The 16,960-nt window shown below is 50.8% G+C and carries 17 protein-coding genes; 11 read left to right on the top strand and 6 right to left on the bottom strand.

Annotated features, from left to right (window positions below):
- Positions 1 to 243: 243 nt before the first annotated feature.
- From CBW46_RS05575 to CBW46_RS05565, 3 genes are all read right to left on the bottom strand, one after another.
- Positions 244 to 2,166, bottom strand: a complete 1,923-nt coding sequence (locus CBW46_RS05575; RefSeq protein WP_089199015.1) for a glycosyl hydrolase family 18 protein — start codon at positions 2,164 to 2,166, stop codon at positions 244 to 246.
- 207 nt (positions 2,167 to 2,373) lie between these two features.
- Positions 2,374 to 2,649, bottom strand: a complete 276-nt coding sequence (locus CBW46_RS05570) for a YxcD family protein (protein ID WP_089199014.1) — start codon at positions 2,647 to 2,649, stop codon at positions 2,374 to 2,376.
- 29 nt (positions 2,650 to 2,678) lie between these two features.
- Complete coding sequence (locus CBW46_RS05565) at positions 2,679 to 3,122, bottom strand: hypothetical protein (RefSeq protein ID WP_089199013.1); 444 nt, start codon at positions 3,120 to 3,122, stop codon at positions 2,679 to 2,681.
- Between the two features lie 171 nt (positions 3,123 to 3,293).
- Between CBW46_RS05565 and CBW46_RS05560 the strand changes: the two genes are divergently transcribed.
- From CBW46_RS05560 to CBW46_RS05545, 4 genes are read left to right on the top strand one after another with little or no spacing between them, the layout of a single operon-like run.
- Positions 3,294 to 3,830, top strand: a complete 537-nt coding sequence (locus tag CBW46_RS05560; RefSeq protein ID WP_089199012.1) for a DUF309 domain-containing protein — start codon at positions 3,294 to 3,296, stop codon at positions 3,828 to 3,830.
- Complete coding sequence (locus CBW46_RS05555) at positions 3,827 to 4,564, top strand: response regulator transcription factor (protein ID WP_089199011.1); 738 nt, start codon at positions 3,827 to 3,829, stop codon at positions 4,562 to 4,564. Before CBW46_RS05560 ends, CBW46_RS05555 begins: the two co-directional genes overlap by 4 nt.
- Positions 4,557 to 5,999 (top strand): sensor histidine kinase, encoded by a 1,443-nt coding sequence (locus CBW46_RS05550; RefSeq protein WP_089199010.1) that lies wholly within the window; start codon positions 4,557 to 4,559, stop codon positions 5,997 to 5,999. The genes CBW46_RS05555 and CBW46_RS05550 overlap by 8 nt, the downstream gene beginning before the upstream one ends.
- Before the next feature lie 4 nt (positions 6,000 to 6,003).
- Positions 6,004 to 6,606 (top strand): hypothetical protein, encoded by a 603-nt coding sequence (locus CBW46_RS05545; RefSeq protein WP_089199009.1) that lies wholly within the window; start codon positions 6,004 to 6,006, stop codon positions 6,604 to 6,606.
- 92 nt (positions 6,607 to 6,698) lie between these two features.
- On the opposite strand, the gene CBW46_RS05540 is transcribed toward CBW46_RS05545, so the two are convergent.
- Together CBW46_RS05540 and CBW46_RS05535 are read right to left on the bottom strand one after the other, a co-directional pair.
- Positions 6,699 to 7,262: a beta-class carbonic anhydrase gene (locus CBW46_RS05540; protein ID WP_089199344.1), complete on the bottom strand. Its 564-nt coding sequence runs from the start codon at positions 7,260 to 7,262 to the stop codon at positions 6,699 to 6,701.
- A 48-nt stretch (positions 7,263 to 7,310) separates the two neighbouring features.
- Positions 7,311 to 7,643: an iron-sulfur cluster biosynthesis family protein gene (locus tag CBW46_RS05535; RefSeq protein WP_089199008.1), complete on the bottom strand. Its 333-nt coding sequence runs from the start codon at positions 7,641 to 7,643 to the stop codon at positions 7,311 to 7,313.
- A 105-nt stretch (positions 7,644 to 7,748) separates the two neighbouring features.
- Here CBW46_RS05535 and CBW46_RS05530 point away from each other — a divergent pair, with 105 nt between their 5' ends.
- Positions 7,749 to 9,269: a carboxypeptidase M32 gene (locus CBW46_RS05530; protein WP_089199007.1), complete on the top strand. Its 1,521-nt coding sequence runs from the start codon at positions 7,749 to 7,751 to the stop codon at positions 9,267 to 9,269.
- Between the two features lie 174 nt (positions 9,270 to 9,443).
- Here the strand turns inward: CBW46_RS05530 and CBW46_RS05525 are convergent, their stop codons facing one another.
- Positions 9,444 to 10,511: an FUSC family protein gene (locus CBW46_RS05525; protein ID WP_089199006.1), complete on the bottom strand. Its 1,068-nt coding sequence runs from the start codon at positions 10,509 to 10,511 to the stop codon at positions 9,444 to 9,446.
- 227 nt (positions 10,512 to 10,738) lie between these two features.
- Between CBW46_RS05525 and CBW46_RS05520 the strand changes: the two genes are divergently transcribed.
- The 6 genes from CBW46_RS05520 (at position 10,739) to CBW46_RS05495 (ending at position 16,904) form a co-directional block, all read left to right on the top strand.
- Positions 10,739 to 11,752 carry an ABC transporter substrate-binding protein gene (locus tag CBW46_RS05520; protein WP_089199005.1) on the top strand — a complete coding sequence of 338 codons (1,014 nt, stop codon included), beginning with the start codon at positions 10,739 to 10,741 and terminating at the stop codon, positions 11,750 to 11,752.
- A 113-nt stretch (positions 11,753 to 11,865) separates the two neighbouring features.
- Complete coding sequence (locus CBW46_RS05515) at positions 11,866 to 12,669, top strand: ABC transporter ATP-binding protein (RefSeq protein WP_089199004.1); 804 nt, start codon at positions 11,866 to 11,868, stop codon at positions 12,667 to 12,669.
- Complete coding sequence (locus CBW46_RS05510) at positions 12,662 to 13,531, top strand: ABC transporter permease (RefSeq protein ID WP_089199003.1); 870 nt, start codon at positions 12,662 to 12,664, stop codon at positions 13,529 to 13,531. Before CBW46_RS05515 ends, CBW46_RS05510 begins: the two co-directional genes overlap by 8 nt.
- Before the next feature lie 178 nt (positions 13,532 to 13,709).
- A complete protein-coding gene (locus tag CBW46_RS05505; RefSeq protein ID WP_089199002.1) occupies positions 13,710 to 14,660 on the top strand; it encodes an aromatic acid exporter family protein in 951 nt (316 codons plus the stop codon).
- 110 nt (positions 14,661 to 14,770) lie between these two features.
- Entirely contained in the window at positions 14,771 to 15,337 is a 567-nt protein-coding gene (locus CBW46_RS05500) for an outer spore coat protein CotE (RefSeq protein ID WP_089199001.1), read from the top strand.
- A gap of 139 nt (positions 15,338 to 15,476) precedes the next feature.
- A complete protein-coding gene (locus CBW46_RS05495; protein WP_089199343.1) occupies positions 15,477 to 16,904 on the top strand; it encodes a putative amidoligase domain-containing protein in 1,428 nt (475 codons plus the stop codon).
- Positions 16,905 to 16,960: the final 56 nt, after the last annotated feature.

Below are 16,960 nucleotides of genomic sequence, written 5' to 3'. Positions count from 1 at the left end.
CTTCGTGTAGCCGTGTCTGACCAACTCATACCATGGTCGAATAGGCATTTTACATTGGTACTTCATCGTTCAATACATTGTATACAATATCATGGGCGAATGTGTCACAGAGGACGTGCAAGCGTACCGGGCGACGGCTGCTGCCAGCAGTGGAGGTATCTACTCCTCCGGTCGGGGTGCAACTGCAGCAAAAAGCCCGAGGCACTCCAGCTAATACAACTGGGTGGTTCGGGCTTATACGTTCTACTTTTGCTGAATCATCATCTTCCACAAATGTGCCGAATCATAGCCAAGCCTCCATGCGGCGACCCCGGCAAGATCGTACTTTTTGGCAATATCCAAGCGGGCTTTCACCGTCTTCTCATCTTCCAACCAAAATACGAATTGGTTGCCGTTTTGAGTATATTCCACCTTGTTCTGTCCAAATCTCGCGTCATAGGTGATCACTGCGTTTGTGCTTGCGATCAACGCAGGCACATCCTTCAGCAGTACCGCGCGATTGCCGATGAGCTTTCCGGTGCTGTCTATTTGCCATTCACGCACATAAAACGGAATACCTACGATTAATTTGTCTCTTCGGATGCCGTAGGAGAGAAACTCTTTTACACCTTCCTCAACCCACTGCAGACCTGCCACAGAGCCCGGTGCCGTACTGCCTTTCCAATGCTGGTCATAGGCCATGATGATCATGTAATCTACTATTGAGCCTAGTTTTTCGTGGTCGAAGGCGGTTTGAGCGTTCCATTTCACACTGCCCCGCGGCAGGTCGATGGAGATGAGCAGCTGCTTCTCATGCGCCGCATTTGTTAAGTTTTGCACAAAGTTGGTGAAATTGGCCCTGTCTTTACCCGCAAGACTCTCGAAATCGACGTTGATACCATCCACGCCAAGGGCCGCACATTTGTTCACTAGATCCTGGATGAATTTGGCCTGAGCCTGCGGATTCGCCAGAAACTGTGTAGTGAGTGCAGCGTTGAACTGATTGTTTACCAGCGGCATAACTTGATGCCCTTGTTTCTTAAGCCAATCCACCGTTTCCTTGTTGGATGTATCGGTGATGGTACCGGTGCTGTCTGCCAACACAAAATAAGTGGGTGAGACGGCATCTAGGCCCAATGTGTTGTTTACCTGACTTTGTATGGTGCCGTGATTCGAGCTTCCGTTCCAACCCCAAAATTGCAGATTTCTAAAATTATCCCAAATGATCGTGCCGCTGTCCGAGAGACGAATAGAGGCGTTGCTGTAGCCCTTGGCATAATTCAATGCACTAGCAACATCAGAATATTCAGAGATCCAGTTTTCATTTTGAAAAACCTGATAGTATGGGTAATTGGACCAAATGCTCCGATTGGCATGGGAGGACTCAGAATCATAAATGTTCGTGTGCGCATACAGCTCAGCGTACGCTATGGCTTCGTCGACACTCATAAAAGAGCCGATCAACGTGCTATTTTGATAGACTTTATACCTTTGGGTATTGGAAAAAACCACCTGATTGCCCTTCTCTTTGTTGACCACAGTCGAGTTGGCCCATTTTAGCGATTCGTTGATAGCATCCTCCAGATATCCGAATGCCCATGCGTCCGTGGTGTAGGTACCTTGATATACTTGATAGATTTTCGAGCGCGAACGCTGTTTCGCTTCTTCCGATGAGGTGATATTATCCCATACCCACGCATGAGTGCGAAGGTCGATTATATGTGCGTTGCCCCATTTGCGCGCCTCCACGATGGCCTCAGACAGGGTAGCGAACTTCCAATAATCCAGCGTTATGTCCCTTTGATAGACACGATAGTTCGGATAGTTATCCCACACCCAGCCTCCCGATTGTAGATCACGTACGCTGGCGTGCGACCAGTTGGCTGCCTCGCGAATCGCTTCACCGTAAGTGGCAAATTCCCACGCAGAGCTGCTGTATCCGTTTTGATACACTTTGAAGCGGGGATAATTGTGCCACAGCCATTGGCGGGAACCGATTTCTTCGACATAGCTGCTCTTAAATTGCCTCGCGTAGTTCTCAGCAGTTTTATAATCGGATGTTTCTAGGAGAATATGGTTATCCTGGTAGACACGGTATTTGGATGTTTTGTCCACCGCCATAACGGTACCGGATGAGGAGATGAACAGCGCCAAAACGGACGCGATAAGTGCGGTCTTGCGATTCAACAGGTATCAGCCTCTTTCTACTAATCTACCTATTAAACGCAAAATCTACGTAGAAGTTGCATTCGAAAAATAGTAGAATAGGCATTTTGCTTGAAATAATATGTGGGCGGGATACACCGATGGAAAGGGCCGCAAATAAAAAATCCCCCGCAACCGGCACGATACCGGTCACGGGGGATGCTGTCATAATATTCTCAGGTCAAGACGTCAATGAATATCCGCTACGATTTCTTCTTCCAGCTTCAAATGGATTTGATCCCGAAACACGCGCGTATTGAGTTGGTTCAACGCGTAGCGCTCGATTGCCTCCAAAATGTTGGCCGCCACAATGATCTGACTGCGGCCCTCGGTGAACACTTCGGCGGAAAAGCCGTACTCTTCGTCCCACATCAGTTCGACCTCGACTTGGTTCGGCTGCAATTGTTTCCGCTGGGCGATATTCAGGCAAATCGCGTTAATAATTTCCTGCTCGGATAGTCTCATGATTAAACGACCTCATCAATCAAAATGGATTAGTAACGTCTTGGTTGATCGTTGAATTTGCGTCTGTTTTTGAAGAACTGAACCAATTTCACTGCCAGAACGATAATCGCCATAATCGCCATTACGTTCACGAGCAGACCAAGGATGCTTCCGAGCACGCCCATGTTAGCAAACAAGCTGCCGAACAACAAGCCTGCCAAACCGCCCACCAGCATACCCTTCATAAAACCGCCGGCAGAGAAGCCGGGTTTGGTCGCAGCAGCAGGATTAGTAGCGCCTGGGGCTTTTGTCGCAGCATTCGGCTGATTCTTGTCAATGCCGCTGTTTGGCGTCTGCGTAGTGGAGTTGCTTGGAGCGTAGCTCTTCTTCGACGACGAATATGAGGACTTCGGCTTCGCGTCCACCACATCTGCCGCACTGAACGAAAAGGCGATAGCACACGCCATCATGAGAAGCGATAATTTTTTGAACATTTGTTCTTCAGCCTCCATTTAGAATAGTTGTGTTGGAAGTATACTATGATTACTACGAATAATCTAGTCAAAGGTTTCAGTTTTTATTCCTTCTTGTTACAATATGAGTAACCATTTTCCGAATAAGCCAAACGTGCCGATAAAGTAAATATGATGAAGAGGCGGGAAATCATGTCGCACTATCCACAGGCTTTTATAGATTATCTTATCCATTTCCATGCGGAAAGGGACTTTTTTGAATGCCATGAAGTGTTGGAGGAGTACTGGAAGGAGCATCCCGATGACCCCCTGAATAAAGCGTATGTCGGCTGTATCCAAGTGGCCGTGTCGATGTATCATCAGCGGCGGGGCAACCTGGCGGGGGCGGTGAAATTGCTGAGGAACGCGTTGGGCAACCTGACGGATGAAGATATGCACAGGCTGGGGATCGAAGCAGCGGCGTTTCGGGAGAGATTGCAAGAAAGGCTCAGGGAGCTGAATAAGCCGGATTTTCAATACCGGGATTTAAATATCCCTTTAGCCGATCCTGATCTTCTCAGCTTGTGCCGGGAACGGTGTGCAGCGACGAATCTCACATGGCAGTGCCCAAGCAATTTTGACGATACGTATCTGATTAATAAGCATACTTTGAGGGACCGCAGCGGAGTTATCGCGGAGCGGGAACGCAGCCGGCATGCGAAAACAGCTGCAAGGAAGGTCCGCGAATGAACCACGATGCCAAACTGGGCAAGATTGTCGTTGTTGACGACGAACCCAATATTGTCGAGGTCATCCGTTTATATTTGGAGCACGCGGGTTATGATCCGATCATAGCGTGGAGGGGAGGCGAGGTACTGCAGGCACTGCAGGAACATAGCCCGGATTTGCTGCTGTTGGATGTGATGCTCCCCGATTACTCCGGTTTTGAGCTGTGCGGTCAAATTCGCAGCGAAACGGGCGCGTTGGCACAGACGCCGATTATTTTTCTCACAGCCAAAGGTGAATCGATCGACAAGCTGCGTGCGTTCAATCTGGGGGTAGACGACTACATTGTCAAACCATTTGATCCGAACGAGCTTATCGCGAGAATTAAGGCGGTGCTGCGCCGGACCAGGAATCAAACTCCCACCGGCAGCGCCTTGCCTGGGTCCCATCGCCAATCGTTAAACATTGGAGCAATGACGATCGACCCCCTGCAATATAAGGTGACCGTTAACGGTCAAAGGATAGATGTCACTCCCAAAGAAATTGAACTGCTCTATTTTCTCGCGTCCAATTCCGGCAGGGTTTATTCTCGTGAGGACCTTCTCGGTTACGTATGGAATTTTGATTTTAGAGGCGGCACCCGTACGGTTGACGCGCATGTGAAAAATCTCCGCAAAAAACTAGGCGCAAGCCAGGAATGGTCCATTCAGACGCTGTGGGGAATCGGATATTCGTTTGAGGTAACTCGACATGCTTAAACGATGGCTGAAAAGCTTTTACATCAAAATCTTTCTTTCATTCCTCGTAACCTGCATTCTATTTTTCGTTGGTCTGGCGTTATTTTGGAACGCCTACTTTACGGACTTATTCTATATGGATAAAAAAGAGCTGCTCGCAGCCCGGTCCGCAGAGGTCGCCAAGCTGCTGCCGTCTGTGCAGGAGGGGACCATTTCGACCCGCGAGCTCCGCTTTGGCATCAGGATTATCGCACGCAGCATCAATGGAAGTGTGTGGTTGGTCGACGCCAAAGGGAACGTACTGAACGGCTCCTCAGAACGAGACGGGACAGTTATTCCGAAAACGATGGACGCGTTGTTTATCGAGGGCTTGAAAGGAAACACCGGCTTTGTCGCGGCACCTTACAAGCTCGACGAGAATGCCATGGAAGGCTTCCTTACGCATTATGCCCCCGCACAGCTGAACGGACAGCCTGTCGTGATTTTCCTGCACGTGCCTGCAGTCGAGGTGAGCGAGGCACTCGCCGCAGTGCGTTGGAATATCGTCGTACCGCTGCTGTTTTCACTGCTCACCGTAGGAATTATTCTGTACATCTTATCGCGCAAGCTGGCCGGGCCACTGCAGCAGATAAACAGGGCCGCGTTGGAGCTCGCCGCGGGTGACTTCTCTGCACGGGTGCCGGTAGGCTCGAATGATGAAGTCGGGCAATTGGCCAAGAGCTTTAATTTCATGGTGACCCAGTTAAACGAATGGGAGGATACGAGACAGGAATTTCTCGCCAACGTTTCACACGAGCTGCGATCCCCGCTCACTTCACTGCGCGGATTGATTATCGCTATGAATGACAAGGTGATACCCGCGGATAAGTACGGCCATTATTTGAAAATATGCGGTTTTGAAGTACAGCGCTTACAGCGCTTAGTCAATGATTTATTGGATCTGGCACGCATTCAGAACGGCATGGATGTGATCCGGCTGCGCCCGTTGGTGTTGAACGAAGCGATTGCCGAGACTTTGGAATTGCTCAGCACGATAACGCGGGAAAGGAGCCTGATATTGGAGGCTCGCGTGCCGGACCCCGCTTTGCAGCTGCTTACAGCTGAGCTGGATCCCGACCGGTTCGCACAAGTGCTGCAGAACCTGCTGTATAACGCAATCCAGTTTACGCCCGGAGGCGGAACCATAACGGTCGAATTACGTGCGCAAAGCGAAAATGCAGTAATCCTGGTGCGTGATACGGGAATTGGCATGCACGAGCATGAACTGCATCGAATTTGGGACAGATTCTACAAGGTGGAGCACGCACGTACCCCTTGCTCCGAGGGCACAGGCTTAGGACTTACGATTGTGAAGCATCTCGTGAGCGGTATGAAAGGAAGCATATCGGTTACCAGCCAGCCAGGGGCCGGCACGGAGTTTATGCTGGCTTTTCCGCTGATTCCGGTAGGGAGGTAGGGGCATGAACAAAACGCAATCAGTGGCAGCAATTTTGTTGGTAATCATCGGTTTGAGCGGATGTGGCCATCCCAAATCTATAGCGGAGCCGGCCAAGGCTGCTGAGACAGCAAAAGATGAAGTCCAGAGCGTGAGTGAACGAGAAATGGTCATATTGTTTCAAATTTTGATTCGAATGGATAAGCACAACCATCTAACGCTGACGGCCGTACAGGCGGAGCAGCTGCTGCCGCTGATTCAGCGCAACAGCCGGGAAGGTGAAATGACGCCGCTGCATGAGCAAGAGATTCTCTCTCTGCTCGACACCAGGCAAAAACAGTTTGTCCTGGACTGGCAAAACCGAGCGCACCGCCGCATTGAAGCTTTTGAGGAGTTTAAGGGAAGGCAGGATATAACGCCCGAGCAGCGCGACGCTATGATCAGCGAATTCCGGTCCCGGCGCAGTCAAGAGAGGGCGGGACATTTTACACCGCAGCTCTCGCCAAGCCATAGGGAAGATCACGATGCACTGGATAACGGGGCAGTGCCCGCCAGGGGCGGCGTCAATTTGGAGCGTGAGTTGATGGCTCTGCTGGAGGGCAAGCTCCGGTCGGGTGAGAACAAATAACATAGGCGTCCGCTGAATCGTGCATACCGCAGAAAAAGGACTACGTGCCGCCGTAATCGCGGGAACGTAGTCCTTTTGCATCGTTCATTGAACTATGATTTGTAACCGTTGTCTATGATATCCAATCGTCCGGTTTCGGGATGAATCAACAGACCGTGTACCGGCAAGTTATTAGGAAGGAGGGGGTGCTTGCGGATCAAATCAACGCTTCTCACTACTCCATCGTGCACGAATTGAAACCCCGTCAAAAAGTTATCCAGGTTCACGCCGGCATTCCCCAAAGTGGCAATAACATCTTCGCTCACGCCACGGCTTTTCGCTTTCTCCAGCACCGACTGCGGGTTCAGCCCCGTCATGCCGCATTCGTGGTGCCCTACGACGAACACTTCCTCGGCCCCAAGCTCATATACCGCTACGATAATGCTGCGCATGACGCTGCCGAACGGATGGGACACGATGGCGCCCGCGTTTTTTATAATTTTTGCGTCGCCGTTGCGCAAATTCATCGCTTTCGGCAGCAGCTCAGTTAATCTCGCGTCCATGCACGTGACGATCACCATTTTTTTATCGGGAAACTTGGTTGTACGGAACTGCTCGTATTCCTTTGTTTCTACGAAATCCTGGTTATGTTCGATAATGGTATTGAGTAAAGACAACATTATTCCCCTCCGTCTCTGTTTTCCGGAATCTCCTATCCCGTAATCTTAGTGTTGCTGACGTTTGTCCACTAGGCGCATTTTGGCGTTGTAGATTTGCCCCCTGCTCTTCAGCACGAAATCACCACGCGACGGCTCGTAGTCGAGCGTCATGCGATCTTCGAAGTAAAGCTCGTGGTGTTTGTCGTACCAAACCGGTATTGGAGTACCCTCTGCGCGCACATCCTGCTTGTTCGGCCGGTCAGTAATCCATAGAGTTGGCACGCCGGTTACCGCGCAGCCGCAGTCTTCGGTGTCGAATGCCAGTTTCAGTTCTCCGTCGCCAGCGGGAAGCTTGTTTTTGATCTGTTCCACGGCTCCATCTGTCATCGTGATTTGCATTGGTTTTCACCCCTTGAAGCTAGTTTACCACAAATCTCAACAAATTTGCTTCTGTTTGGCAGACGCAGTATGATCAAAGCAATACGTTTGAGAGGAGTGTATGATATGCCGAACACGAATTTTGAGCAAAAGCTTTCACAATTCAAGACCTATTTGAAAAAAATGAAGAGCTATGATGAAGCTATTGGATTGATGTATTGGGACATGCGCACCGGAGCGCCGAAGAAAGGTATTGCGATCCGTTCTGAAGTTGTAGGTGTACTGTCCGGAGAGCTGTTTCGGATGTCGGTGTCCGATGAAATGGGAGAAATGCTTGGATACTTATCGGAACCGGAGCAACTCAACAAGCTGAGCCATATCGAACAGCGAAGTGTCACAGAATGTAAAAAAGATTATGATCGCAGCAAACGCATCCCGGCGCAAAAATACGAAGAGTACGTTGTTTTGACCTCGCAAGCGGAATCTGTGTGGGAAGAGGCCAAAGAAGAGGCGGACTTCGCGAAATTCCGACCGTATCTCGAAAAAATAGTAGCCACAAATCTGGAATTCATCGACTTATGGGGTTATAAGGGCCACAAATACAACACACTGCTAGATATGTATGAGCCTGATATGACGGTCGCAAAGCTGGATCAGGTGTTCGGCGCCCTTCGGGAGAAGGTTGTGCCGCTGCTCGCGGCGATCCAAGATTCGCCCCACCAGCCGAACACCGGCTTCCTGAAGCAAACGTTTAATAAGGAGCAGCAGAAAACATTCAGTTTGTTCATCTTGAAGCAAATGGGCTACGATTTCGAAGCAGGACGTTTGGATGAAACGGTGCACCCGTTCGCGACGGGACTCAATCCGGGCGATGTCCGAATCACAACACGGTATGTGCTGAATGATGTGAACAGTGCCCTGTTTGGCACGATTCACGAAGGCGGGCATGCCCTGTATGAGCAAAATATTTCTCCAGATCTGGTCGGCACGCCGTTGGCAACAGGGGCATCTATGGGGATACATGAGTCACAATCCCGCTTCTGGGAAAACATGATCGGACGCAGCCGTCCGTTTTGGAACCGGTATTACGGCGATCTGCAAAAGGCCTTCCCCAGCCAGTTAGATGCCGTGTCTGTGGACGATTATTACAAAGCCACTAACGAGGTCAGACCTTCGTTGATCCGTACTGAAGCGGATGAGTTAACGTACAATTTGCATATCATGGTGCGCTACGAGATCGAGAAGGAATTGTTCAGCGAGCAAGTGCGCGTCTCGGATCTGCCGGAAGTGTGGAACCAAAAATACCGGGATTACCTTGGAATTGCTCCGACGAACAACGGGGAAGGGGTGCTGCAAGATGTGCATTGGGCAGGCGGCTCGTTTGGCTACTTCCCGTCGTACGCTCTGGGCAATATGTATGCGGCACAAATCAGAAGAACAATCCGCCAAGAATTGCCTGATTTCGACAGTCTGGTTGAAGGTGGCAATCTGCTGCCGATCAGGGATTGGCTCACTGAAAAAATCTACCGCCATGGAAAATCACTCACCCCGGCGGAGATCATCACTCAGGTGACGGGAGAAGAGTTGAACCCCGACTATCTGGTTCAATATTTCAATGACAAGTTCGGTGAACTTTATAAGCTCTAGGCTTAAAGATGATTTTCTCACCCTCCGCTTTTTGCTGACGGTTTCGGCACATGGGGCAAAATTGCTTTTCCACTCGCCGCGCAGCGTTTCGACAGACACAGCAAAATACGGCTCCGCCGCGCGGTGACCAACCTCCGCGGTGGAGCCGTATTTCGCTTTTCAGCTCATGCTGGGTTACTGTCTGCCTTTAAACCAACCGAGCGCCTTTTCCGCTGTGTCCTTATCTTCGGGACCTTTATTGAATTGTTCTACCAGCTTGTCAAGCCGTCCGATCTGATAACAATAATCATACATGGCTGCAGCCACAATTGATAATCGAAGCTGCCCGTCGTGTCCCTCGTTGTACCCTTCAATCATGGTGCGCATGAACTCTTCGTTCGCTTCTTCCATCCGCTGTGCTTCTTCGTGCTCAGGCTTTAACTTATCGTCAAACTTAAGCATCACATGCTCATGGTATTTGGTGAGCCGTTCCAGATAGTTGTCAAAATACCTGTCCATGTCAGGTGTGTGCGCCGATTGGAAGTAATGCTCCTCCACCGCTTCCAACACCGCAATGCCTTTTCGGACAGTGCTCAACATTTGCTTGTATACGACGAGATGCCGAATTCTGCTGTATTTGGGACGCTTGAGCTTTTTGAGCTCTTCCTCGAATAGATTGTACTTCTGTGCCAAGGAGTTATAAGCGTTGTCCAGGCTCTCCTTCTCATCGCGGAACACGTTTTCTTTTATCTCGTCCGAAATAAAGGTCCTTAAAAGCAGGGACAGCTTAGAGAAAACACCCTGCACTTGGCTGACAAACTGCTCCTTGGGCTTTGGCGGAATGAATAAAATGTTGATCAAAAAGGCCGAACCAATCCCGATCAAGCTCAAAATAAACCGGCTTAGCGCAAACTGCCACTGCCCGGACGCCTCCATCACCGCAATAACCGTGACCAAGGTCAGACCGATGGTTTCTTCCATTTTCAGCTTTAGACAAATCATGATGACCAATACACATACAAGTCCGATGAAGAATGGGTCATTGGAGAATAGACTGCCGGCCACCATAGCCAGTGTAGCTCCGAGTGTGTTGGTCTGAATCTGGTCTATAAAATAGCGCCATGATCTATAGATAGACGGCTGCATGGCAAAAATGGCTGCCACGGCAGCGATGACTGGCGCCGTAAATTCAAGCAGGCTGCATACATACAGCGCTAGGGCAACTGCTATCCCCGTTTTTAATACTCTGGCGCCGAAAGCCAAGCGCACCCCTCCTCTGAGCGATAATTTTGCTGTTCTCATAATACATAACAACGGCCTTGCAATGCAAAGTTTTCGCCGCGCCGGTCATGCATACCGCGACTGGCCCTCAGCCAAGTATGATGCCCCCGTGTGAAGCCTCACACACCTTACTATTGCATTAACCCTTTTTCGAGCTACTGCATAGTCTATCACAGCAAAGCAAGCTCAATGGATCGGGGGACGTGCCCATGTTCAGACGCAGATGGAGCGTTATCGTCACGGGATTGTTAATATTGTGTTTAATTATACCCGCGTGTTCGCCGAGCAGCATGCAGGAAACCGCGAAGGTGCGAATCGGAGAAGTGACGAGATCTGTATTCTATGCCCCGCAGTACGCCGCGATTACCAAGGGCTATTTTCAGGAACAGGGGCTCGATGTGGAGCTCACCACAACGCCTGGCGGCGATAAAACAATGACCGCGTTGTTATCCGGTGGTATCGACATCGCTTTGGTGGGTTCGGAAACGTCCATTTATGTACAACAGCAGGGCAGCGGCGATCCCGTCGTCAATTTTGCTCAGATGACGCAGACGGACGGAACGTTTCTGGTATCACGCAACAAGGTCGAGGGCCCATTCGACTGGAGCAGTTTGAAGGGAACCACATTTCTCGGCCAGCGCAAAGGCGGCATGCCGCAGATGGCAGGGGAATTTGCACTGAGAAAGAACGGCATAGACCCGCACAAGGACTTAAACCTGATACAAAACATTGACTATGCCAACATTGCTACCGCGTTTGCGTCCGGAACAGGGGAATATGTACAGCTATATGAGCCGACGGCCACTGTGTTCGAGCAAGAGGGCAAAGGTTACGTCATCGCTTCCTTCGGTGTAGAAAGCGGGAAACTTCCTTATACAGTATTTATGGCCAAGAAAAGCTTCATCGATAAAAACGGCGTAACGATTGAAAAATTCACCAATGCGCTGCAGAAAGCGCAGAATTGGGTGCAAACGGCGAGTATTGAGGAGATTGCGGATTCCATTGCGTCTTATTTTCCCGACACCAAAAAGGAAGTAATTATGGGCTCCGTTCAACGTTATAGAGACCAAGGCTCTTTCGCCACTGACGGTATCGTCGACGAGGCGGAATGGAACAATTTGCTCGACATCATGCAAGGGGCAGGCGAACTGCAGCAGCGCGCCGACTATAAGACACTTGTGAACAATGAATTTGCTCAAAAAGCGAAGGAATCGGTGAAATAGAACGTGCAAGCCGGCAGATGACACGTGGAAGAATGTGTTAGCCATAGATACGGAGCGGGAACCGGCGTCGGTTTCCGTTTGGTCTTTTTTCTGTGAGAAGGAGGGAATTATCCATGCGAGCGAGCGCGGCGGTAGCGGTGGAACTGGAAGGGGTTTCTCACGTGTATGTCAACAGTCGGGGTGCGTTCCCCGCTCTGGAAGAGATTAGTCTACAGGTGGCTCAGGGTGAATTCGTGAGCTTGATTGGGCCGAGCGGATGCGGTAAAACGACACTGCTGTCATTGATCAGCGGGCTATTGACACCGACAGCCGGACTCGTCCGTGTGGCCGGCGAGCCTATCGAGTATCCAACTTCCAGAGTAGGCTACATGCTGCAGCAGGACTACTTGTTCCCCTGGCGCACTATTTATGAGAATGCCTCACTGGGACTTGAATTGATGGGGAAGCTCGATTCGGCCGCGAAAGAGCTAGTCCTCGAGCTGCTCCACGACATGGGACTATCCGAATTTGCAGATAGATATCCGCATCAACTGTCAGGCGGAATGCGCCAGCGTGTTGCGCTGGTGCGCACGCTTGCCACGGAACCGGACATATTGCTGTTGGATGAACCGTTCTCCGCTTTGGACTACCAGACCAAGCTGCAGCTGGAAGATTTGGTAGCGATCACGTTGCGGATGCGCAATAAAACAGCCATTCTAGTGACGCACGATATCACCGAAGCGATTGCGATGAGCGACCGTATCGTAGTGCTGCAGCCCAACCCCGGGCGGATCAAGGCCTTTGTGGATGTGCCGGCCGCGATCCGAGAAACACTGCCCTTTCAAGCGCGCGAGAAGCCCGGATTTCACGATTTGTTTCATAAGCTGTGGGGCTTTTTCCATGAGATGGATGTGAGAGGAGAGACCGCTAATGGATAAGGAAGGCAATGCCGCTTCTTTCCACGCCGGTAAGAACCGTGAGCGGGAGGCGGGGTCCGCCGTTGAATTGTTGGCACGGCGGGAATACGAGCGCTACTTAACCTTCGAACGCAAGGACACCTTCCGAGTTCGCCTGACGCAAATCGCAATATTTGTCGTATTTCTCTCTCTGTGGGAGGTCGCGGGGCGGCTGCAGTGGATTGATGCGCTGTTATTCAGTTTTCCAAGCAGAGTGTTCCACCTGCTCTATACCAAAATTATTGATGGTTCACTGTTTATTCACGTTGAAGTCACTCTTCTGGAGACTATAGTTGGATTTGCGCTTGGCACGCTGATCGGTACGGCTGTTGCCACTTTAATTTGGTGGTTTCCATTTTTGTCGAAGGTGTTGGACCCTTACATCGTGGTTCTCAATAGTCTGCCTAAAGTGGCGTTAGGTCCTCTGTTCATCGTCGCCCTCGGTCCGGGTCTGTTGTCAATCATCGCCACTACGCTCTCCTTAACGGTGATCATTACCATTCTAGTGGTGTATAATAGTTTCAGACATGTCGATCCGAATTTTGAGCGCGTCATCAGGCTGTTCGGAGGACGCCGAGCGCAGGTGTTTCTAAAGGCGATCCTGCCAGCCACCTATCCTACCATTGTTTCCACCCTGAAAGTGAATGTCGGCCTGTCCTGGGTAGGCGTAATTGTTGGGGAGTTTCTGGTTTCCAAGCACGGGCTGGGCTATTTGATCATCTACGGCTTCCAGGTCTTTAATTTCACGCTTGTCATAGGCAGTGTGATGCTGATTGCGGTATTCGCCACGTTCATGTATCAGGCTGTCGCGTATCTTGAATGGAAACTGATTTCCAAAAAATAAGCAAATAGTGAAAGGTTAGAAATGTGTTGGAGCTTTTGCTGCGTTTGTTTTTTTCTAAGGTGAAACAGGACAATCCTCTTAACCCTGCGCAGGGGCTTAAAAATAACTCGAATTTTGTTGTGAGCCGAATGCCGAACAGCTAAAATAGGATTACACAACTTGTGAAGAGGGACAAAATATGGGAATCCGCATCATAAAAACAGCTGCTGCCGTGATTGTTGCTATCTCGTTGGCACAAGCGCTCGGTCTGCATTCGCCGCACTCCACCGGTCTTTTGGCAATCCTTGGGGTGGATGTCACGAAGAAAAGAGGGCTCCGTACCTCGTTTCAACGGCTTGCCGCCTCACTGCTGGGGCTGCTCCTGGCAGCGTTTTTATTCTGGTGGTTCGGTTTTTACTTGTGGGTTGCCGGCTTGTACATACTTCTTTTATTTTCACTGTTGGCACGGCTTGATTTGAAAGACGGCGCCGTTACCGGATCGGTAGTCATGTTTCATCTGTTCGCCGCGCAACAGCTTAGTGCGGAACTCCTGCTGAACGAGGTTGCGCTGCTGGTGATCGGGCTAGGCACAGCGACATTAATCAATATCATTTATATGCCGAGACAGGACAAGCATCTGCTTGAACTGAGGGAAAGGTTGGAAAGCTGCTTTTCTACCATCTTCAGCGAAATTGCCACGCATCTGAAAGATACCAAACACATATGGAGCGGAAGTGAGCTGCTTGAGGCAGGCGATATTATTCAGCGAGGACTCCGCGGCGCCCAGCGGTCCGAAGAAAACGCACTGTTTGGCGAAGATACGACATGGGCGGTATATTTTTACATGCGGCGCCAACAGCTGGATTCGATTAATAGAATGGTTCAATGCGTGGCGCAGGTGTATGAAACATTACCGCACGGTGAGCGTCTGGCCGCAGTGTTTGACGAGTTGAGCGAGGACGTCAAGGGGGGCGACTGTACGGGCCGTGCGGCAAAAACATTGGACGCATTGGAACGGGAATTTAAGCTAATGCCACTGCCGGCCACTAGGGAGGAATTCGAAGTGCGTTCCGCGCTGCTGCAGCTGTTGGTACAGTTAAAAACTTATTTGGCTGCGGCTGCACAGGACAAAGAGCAGACGGATTCGTGAGAGAATCAATCTGCCCAACAAAATGACTGCTCTGTGAAAATATTTGTCACCCTAGACGAATGTCCTGCATACAATTTTAATGAATGATTGTATGGAGGAGGTTGAACAGGATGTCATTAGATAAAGATTTGCAGTGCAGAGAGATCTATACGAAGGCTGTCTGTGGCAAAGGACGGAAATTCTCACAAGTAACGAACACGGTCACTCCGCCTCATGCTCCAACGAGTATTTTGGGTGCGTGGATTATCAACAACCAGTACGATGCGGTGAAATCGGGAGATCACGTGGAGATCGTTGGCACCTACGACATCAATATTTGGTATTCTTATGACAAAAATACCAAAACCGATGTGGCGAAAGAGACGATATCTTACGTGGAGTCGGTCGAGCTTTCCTATTTGGATAAGAAGCACAGACCGTCCACATCTGAAGTGTCGGCTGTCGCCACGCAGGAGCCAAACTGCGTGGAAGCGAACATCTCCCATAATGGTAACACAGTCATTATCCGGGTGGAACGTGAATTCAAAGTCGAAATGATCGCCGAAACAAAAGTATGCGTTGTGGTATGCCCGAACGGATGCGATCATTACGACGATAAGGACGTTGACTTTGAACAGGCGGATGAAGGTGACTACGAGGATCTTGATACCGATCTGTTTGATGAAGAATTGAGCTGATCTCTGCTTACAGTATATGTCGAAAAGTTCGTTTCGGCAGGGGGCGTTAGCCCTCTTTTTTGTGTATAACGCAGTTTTTTTCATAACGCCGCTATGAAACAATGATCGGAAACGAACGGAGGTGTAATATTTGGACCGTATGGCTGTATGGCTGCTTCATTCAAACGAACCGACACTGCATTTGCTGCTGGAACGCTTGGCCTTGCCTCATGGCAACCACTATCCTTCACTCGGGCAGGATGTGGTGTGCATTCATTGGGGCAGTGGCCACAAGGATAGCCCTGGACGTCGTGTGCTTCAGCCTGTTGACAGTATAGTTAGAGCCGAGGCCCCCCGAACGCTCAAGCGAATACTGCGGCTGCACGGCGTCAGCTTCAGCGCGGCGCCTGACAAGCTGCGCCTCACTCACGAGTATTTGATCCCCGTGTTTCATCTGCAGGCTCTTGCGCTGTTCAAGAAAGCCGCCGGCGTGTTCTACGGCGCTCTGAATCCGTTCCAGCCTAAGGGAAAAACTGAATTTGAGGAAATGAACGTGGAAACGCCGCCCTATCACGCGGCTCGCGCGAAGCGGGAGGCGGTGAAGGCGATTTACGCGCTCGGGCTCGATTACGGTGTCGTGCGCATCGGAGTGCGGCCGGAAGGGGAGCTGGTCGTATTGGAGCTGCAAGCCGTACCGATCCTGACGCCGCGGCTGGCGGAACTGTTTGCAGATGCGATGCGACGCTTCGCAGAGGAGCTGGCAACGCTGCCGAAGCAGACAGACGCGATGCTCGGCGCGGACCCGGAATTTGTGCTGCGGGATGAGCGGGGCAAAGTAGCTTTCGCTTCGCGTTTTATGGAGAGAGCCGGGCCGGTCGGCTGCGATGCAATAGTGCTTCCAGGGTTTCGCAAAGTGTACCCGCTGGTGGAGCTTAGACCCGAGCCAAGCCGGGAGGTTGGCGAACTGGTTGCCAATTTGCGGCATACGATGAAGCTCGCTCGCTTAACGATACCGGATACCGGTCTCGCATGGCTGGCCGGCGGCATGCCTGTGCATGGTTTTCCGCTCGGCGGGCACATTCATTTCAGCGGTGTGTGGTTGAACGGCGAGCTGCTGCGAGCCCTGGACAATTATTTGGCACTGCCACTAGTGTTGTTGGAGAATACTACCACTGGACTCAGGAAACCGAAGTACGGCTTCCTCGGAGACTTTCGGCGGCAGTCGCATGGCGGCTTCGAGTACCGTGTCCTGCCGAGCTGGATGGTATCGCCAACGCTGGCACACGGTGTTCTGGCCCTAGCAAAGCTGGTGGCTGATCACTATTCTCTTCTGTCTGCCCGGCCGTTAAACCAGATTCGTCTGCAGAAAGCATATTACTCGGGCGATAAAGCGTTCATTCGGCCGCTGGTTCCTTCACTGTTGTCAGATGTACTGAGGCTTTCCGATTATCATCGCTATAAGAAGTACATCGCTCCGCTGCAGACGATGCTGATGCGAGCGGAAGCGTGGAATGAGCAGGCGGACATACGTGAGCAGTGGGCGATAGGGCCTTTTGCGAGAAAAGAAGAATCGTCTAATCGTTTCTGATATAATAGAGGAACACGGCTGGTGCTGTCGAGTATAGTAGAAGGAAGACGGCTGGC

The organism is Paenibacillus xerothermodurans, assembly GCF_002220865.2.
Classification (GTDB): domain Bacteria; phylum Bacillota; class Bacilli; order Paenibacillales; family NBRC-103111; genus Paenibacillus_S; species Paenibacillus_S xerothermodurans.
The sequence above is the reverse complement of the archived record's forward strand: the minus strand, read 5'-3'. Positions and strand labels throughout refer to the sequence as shown.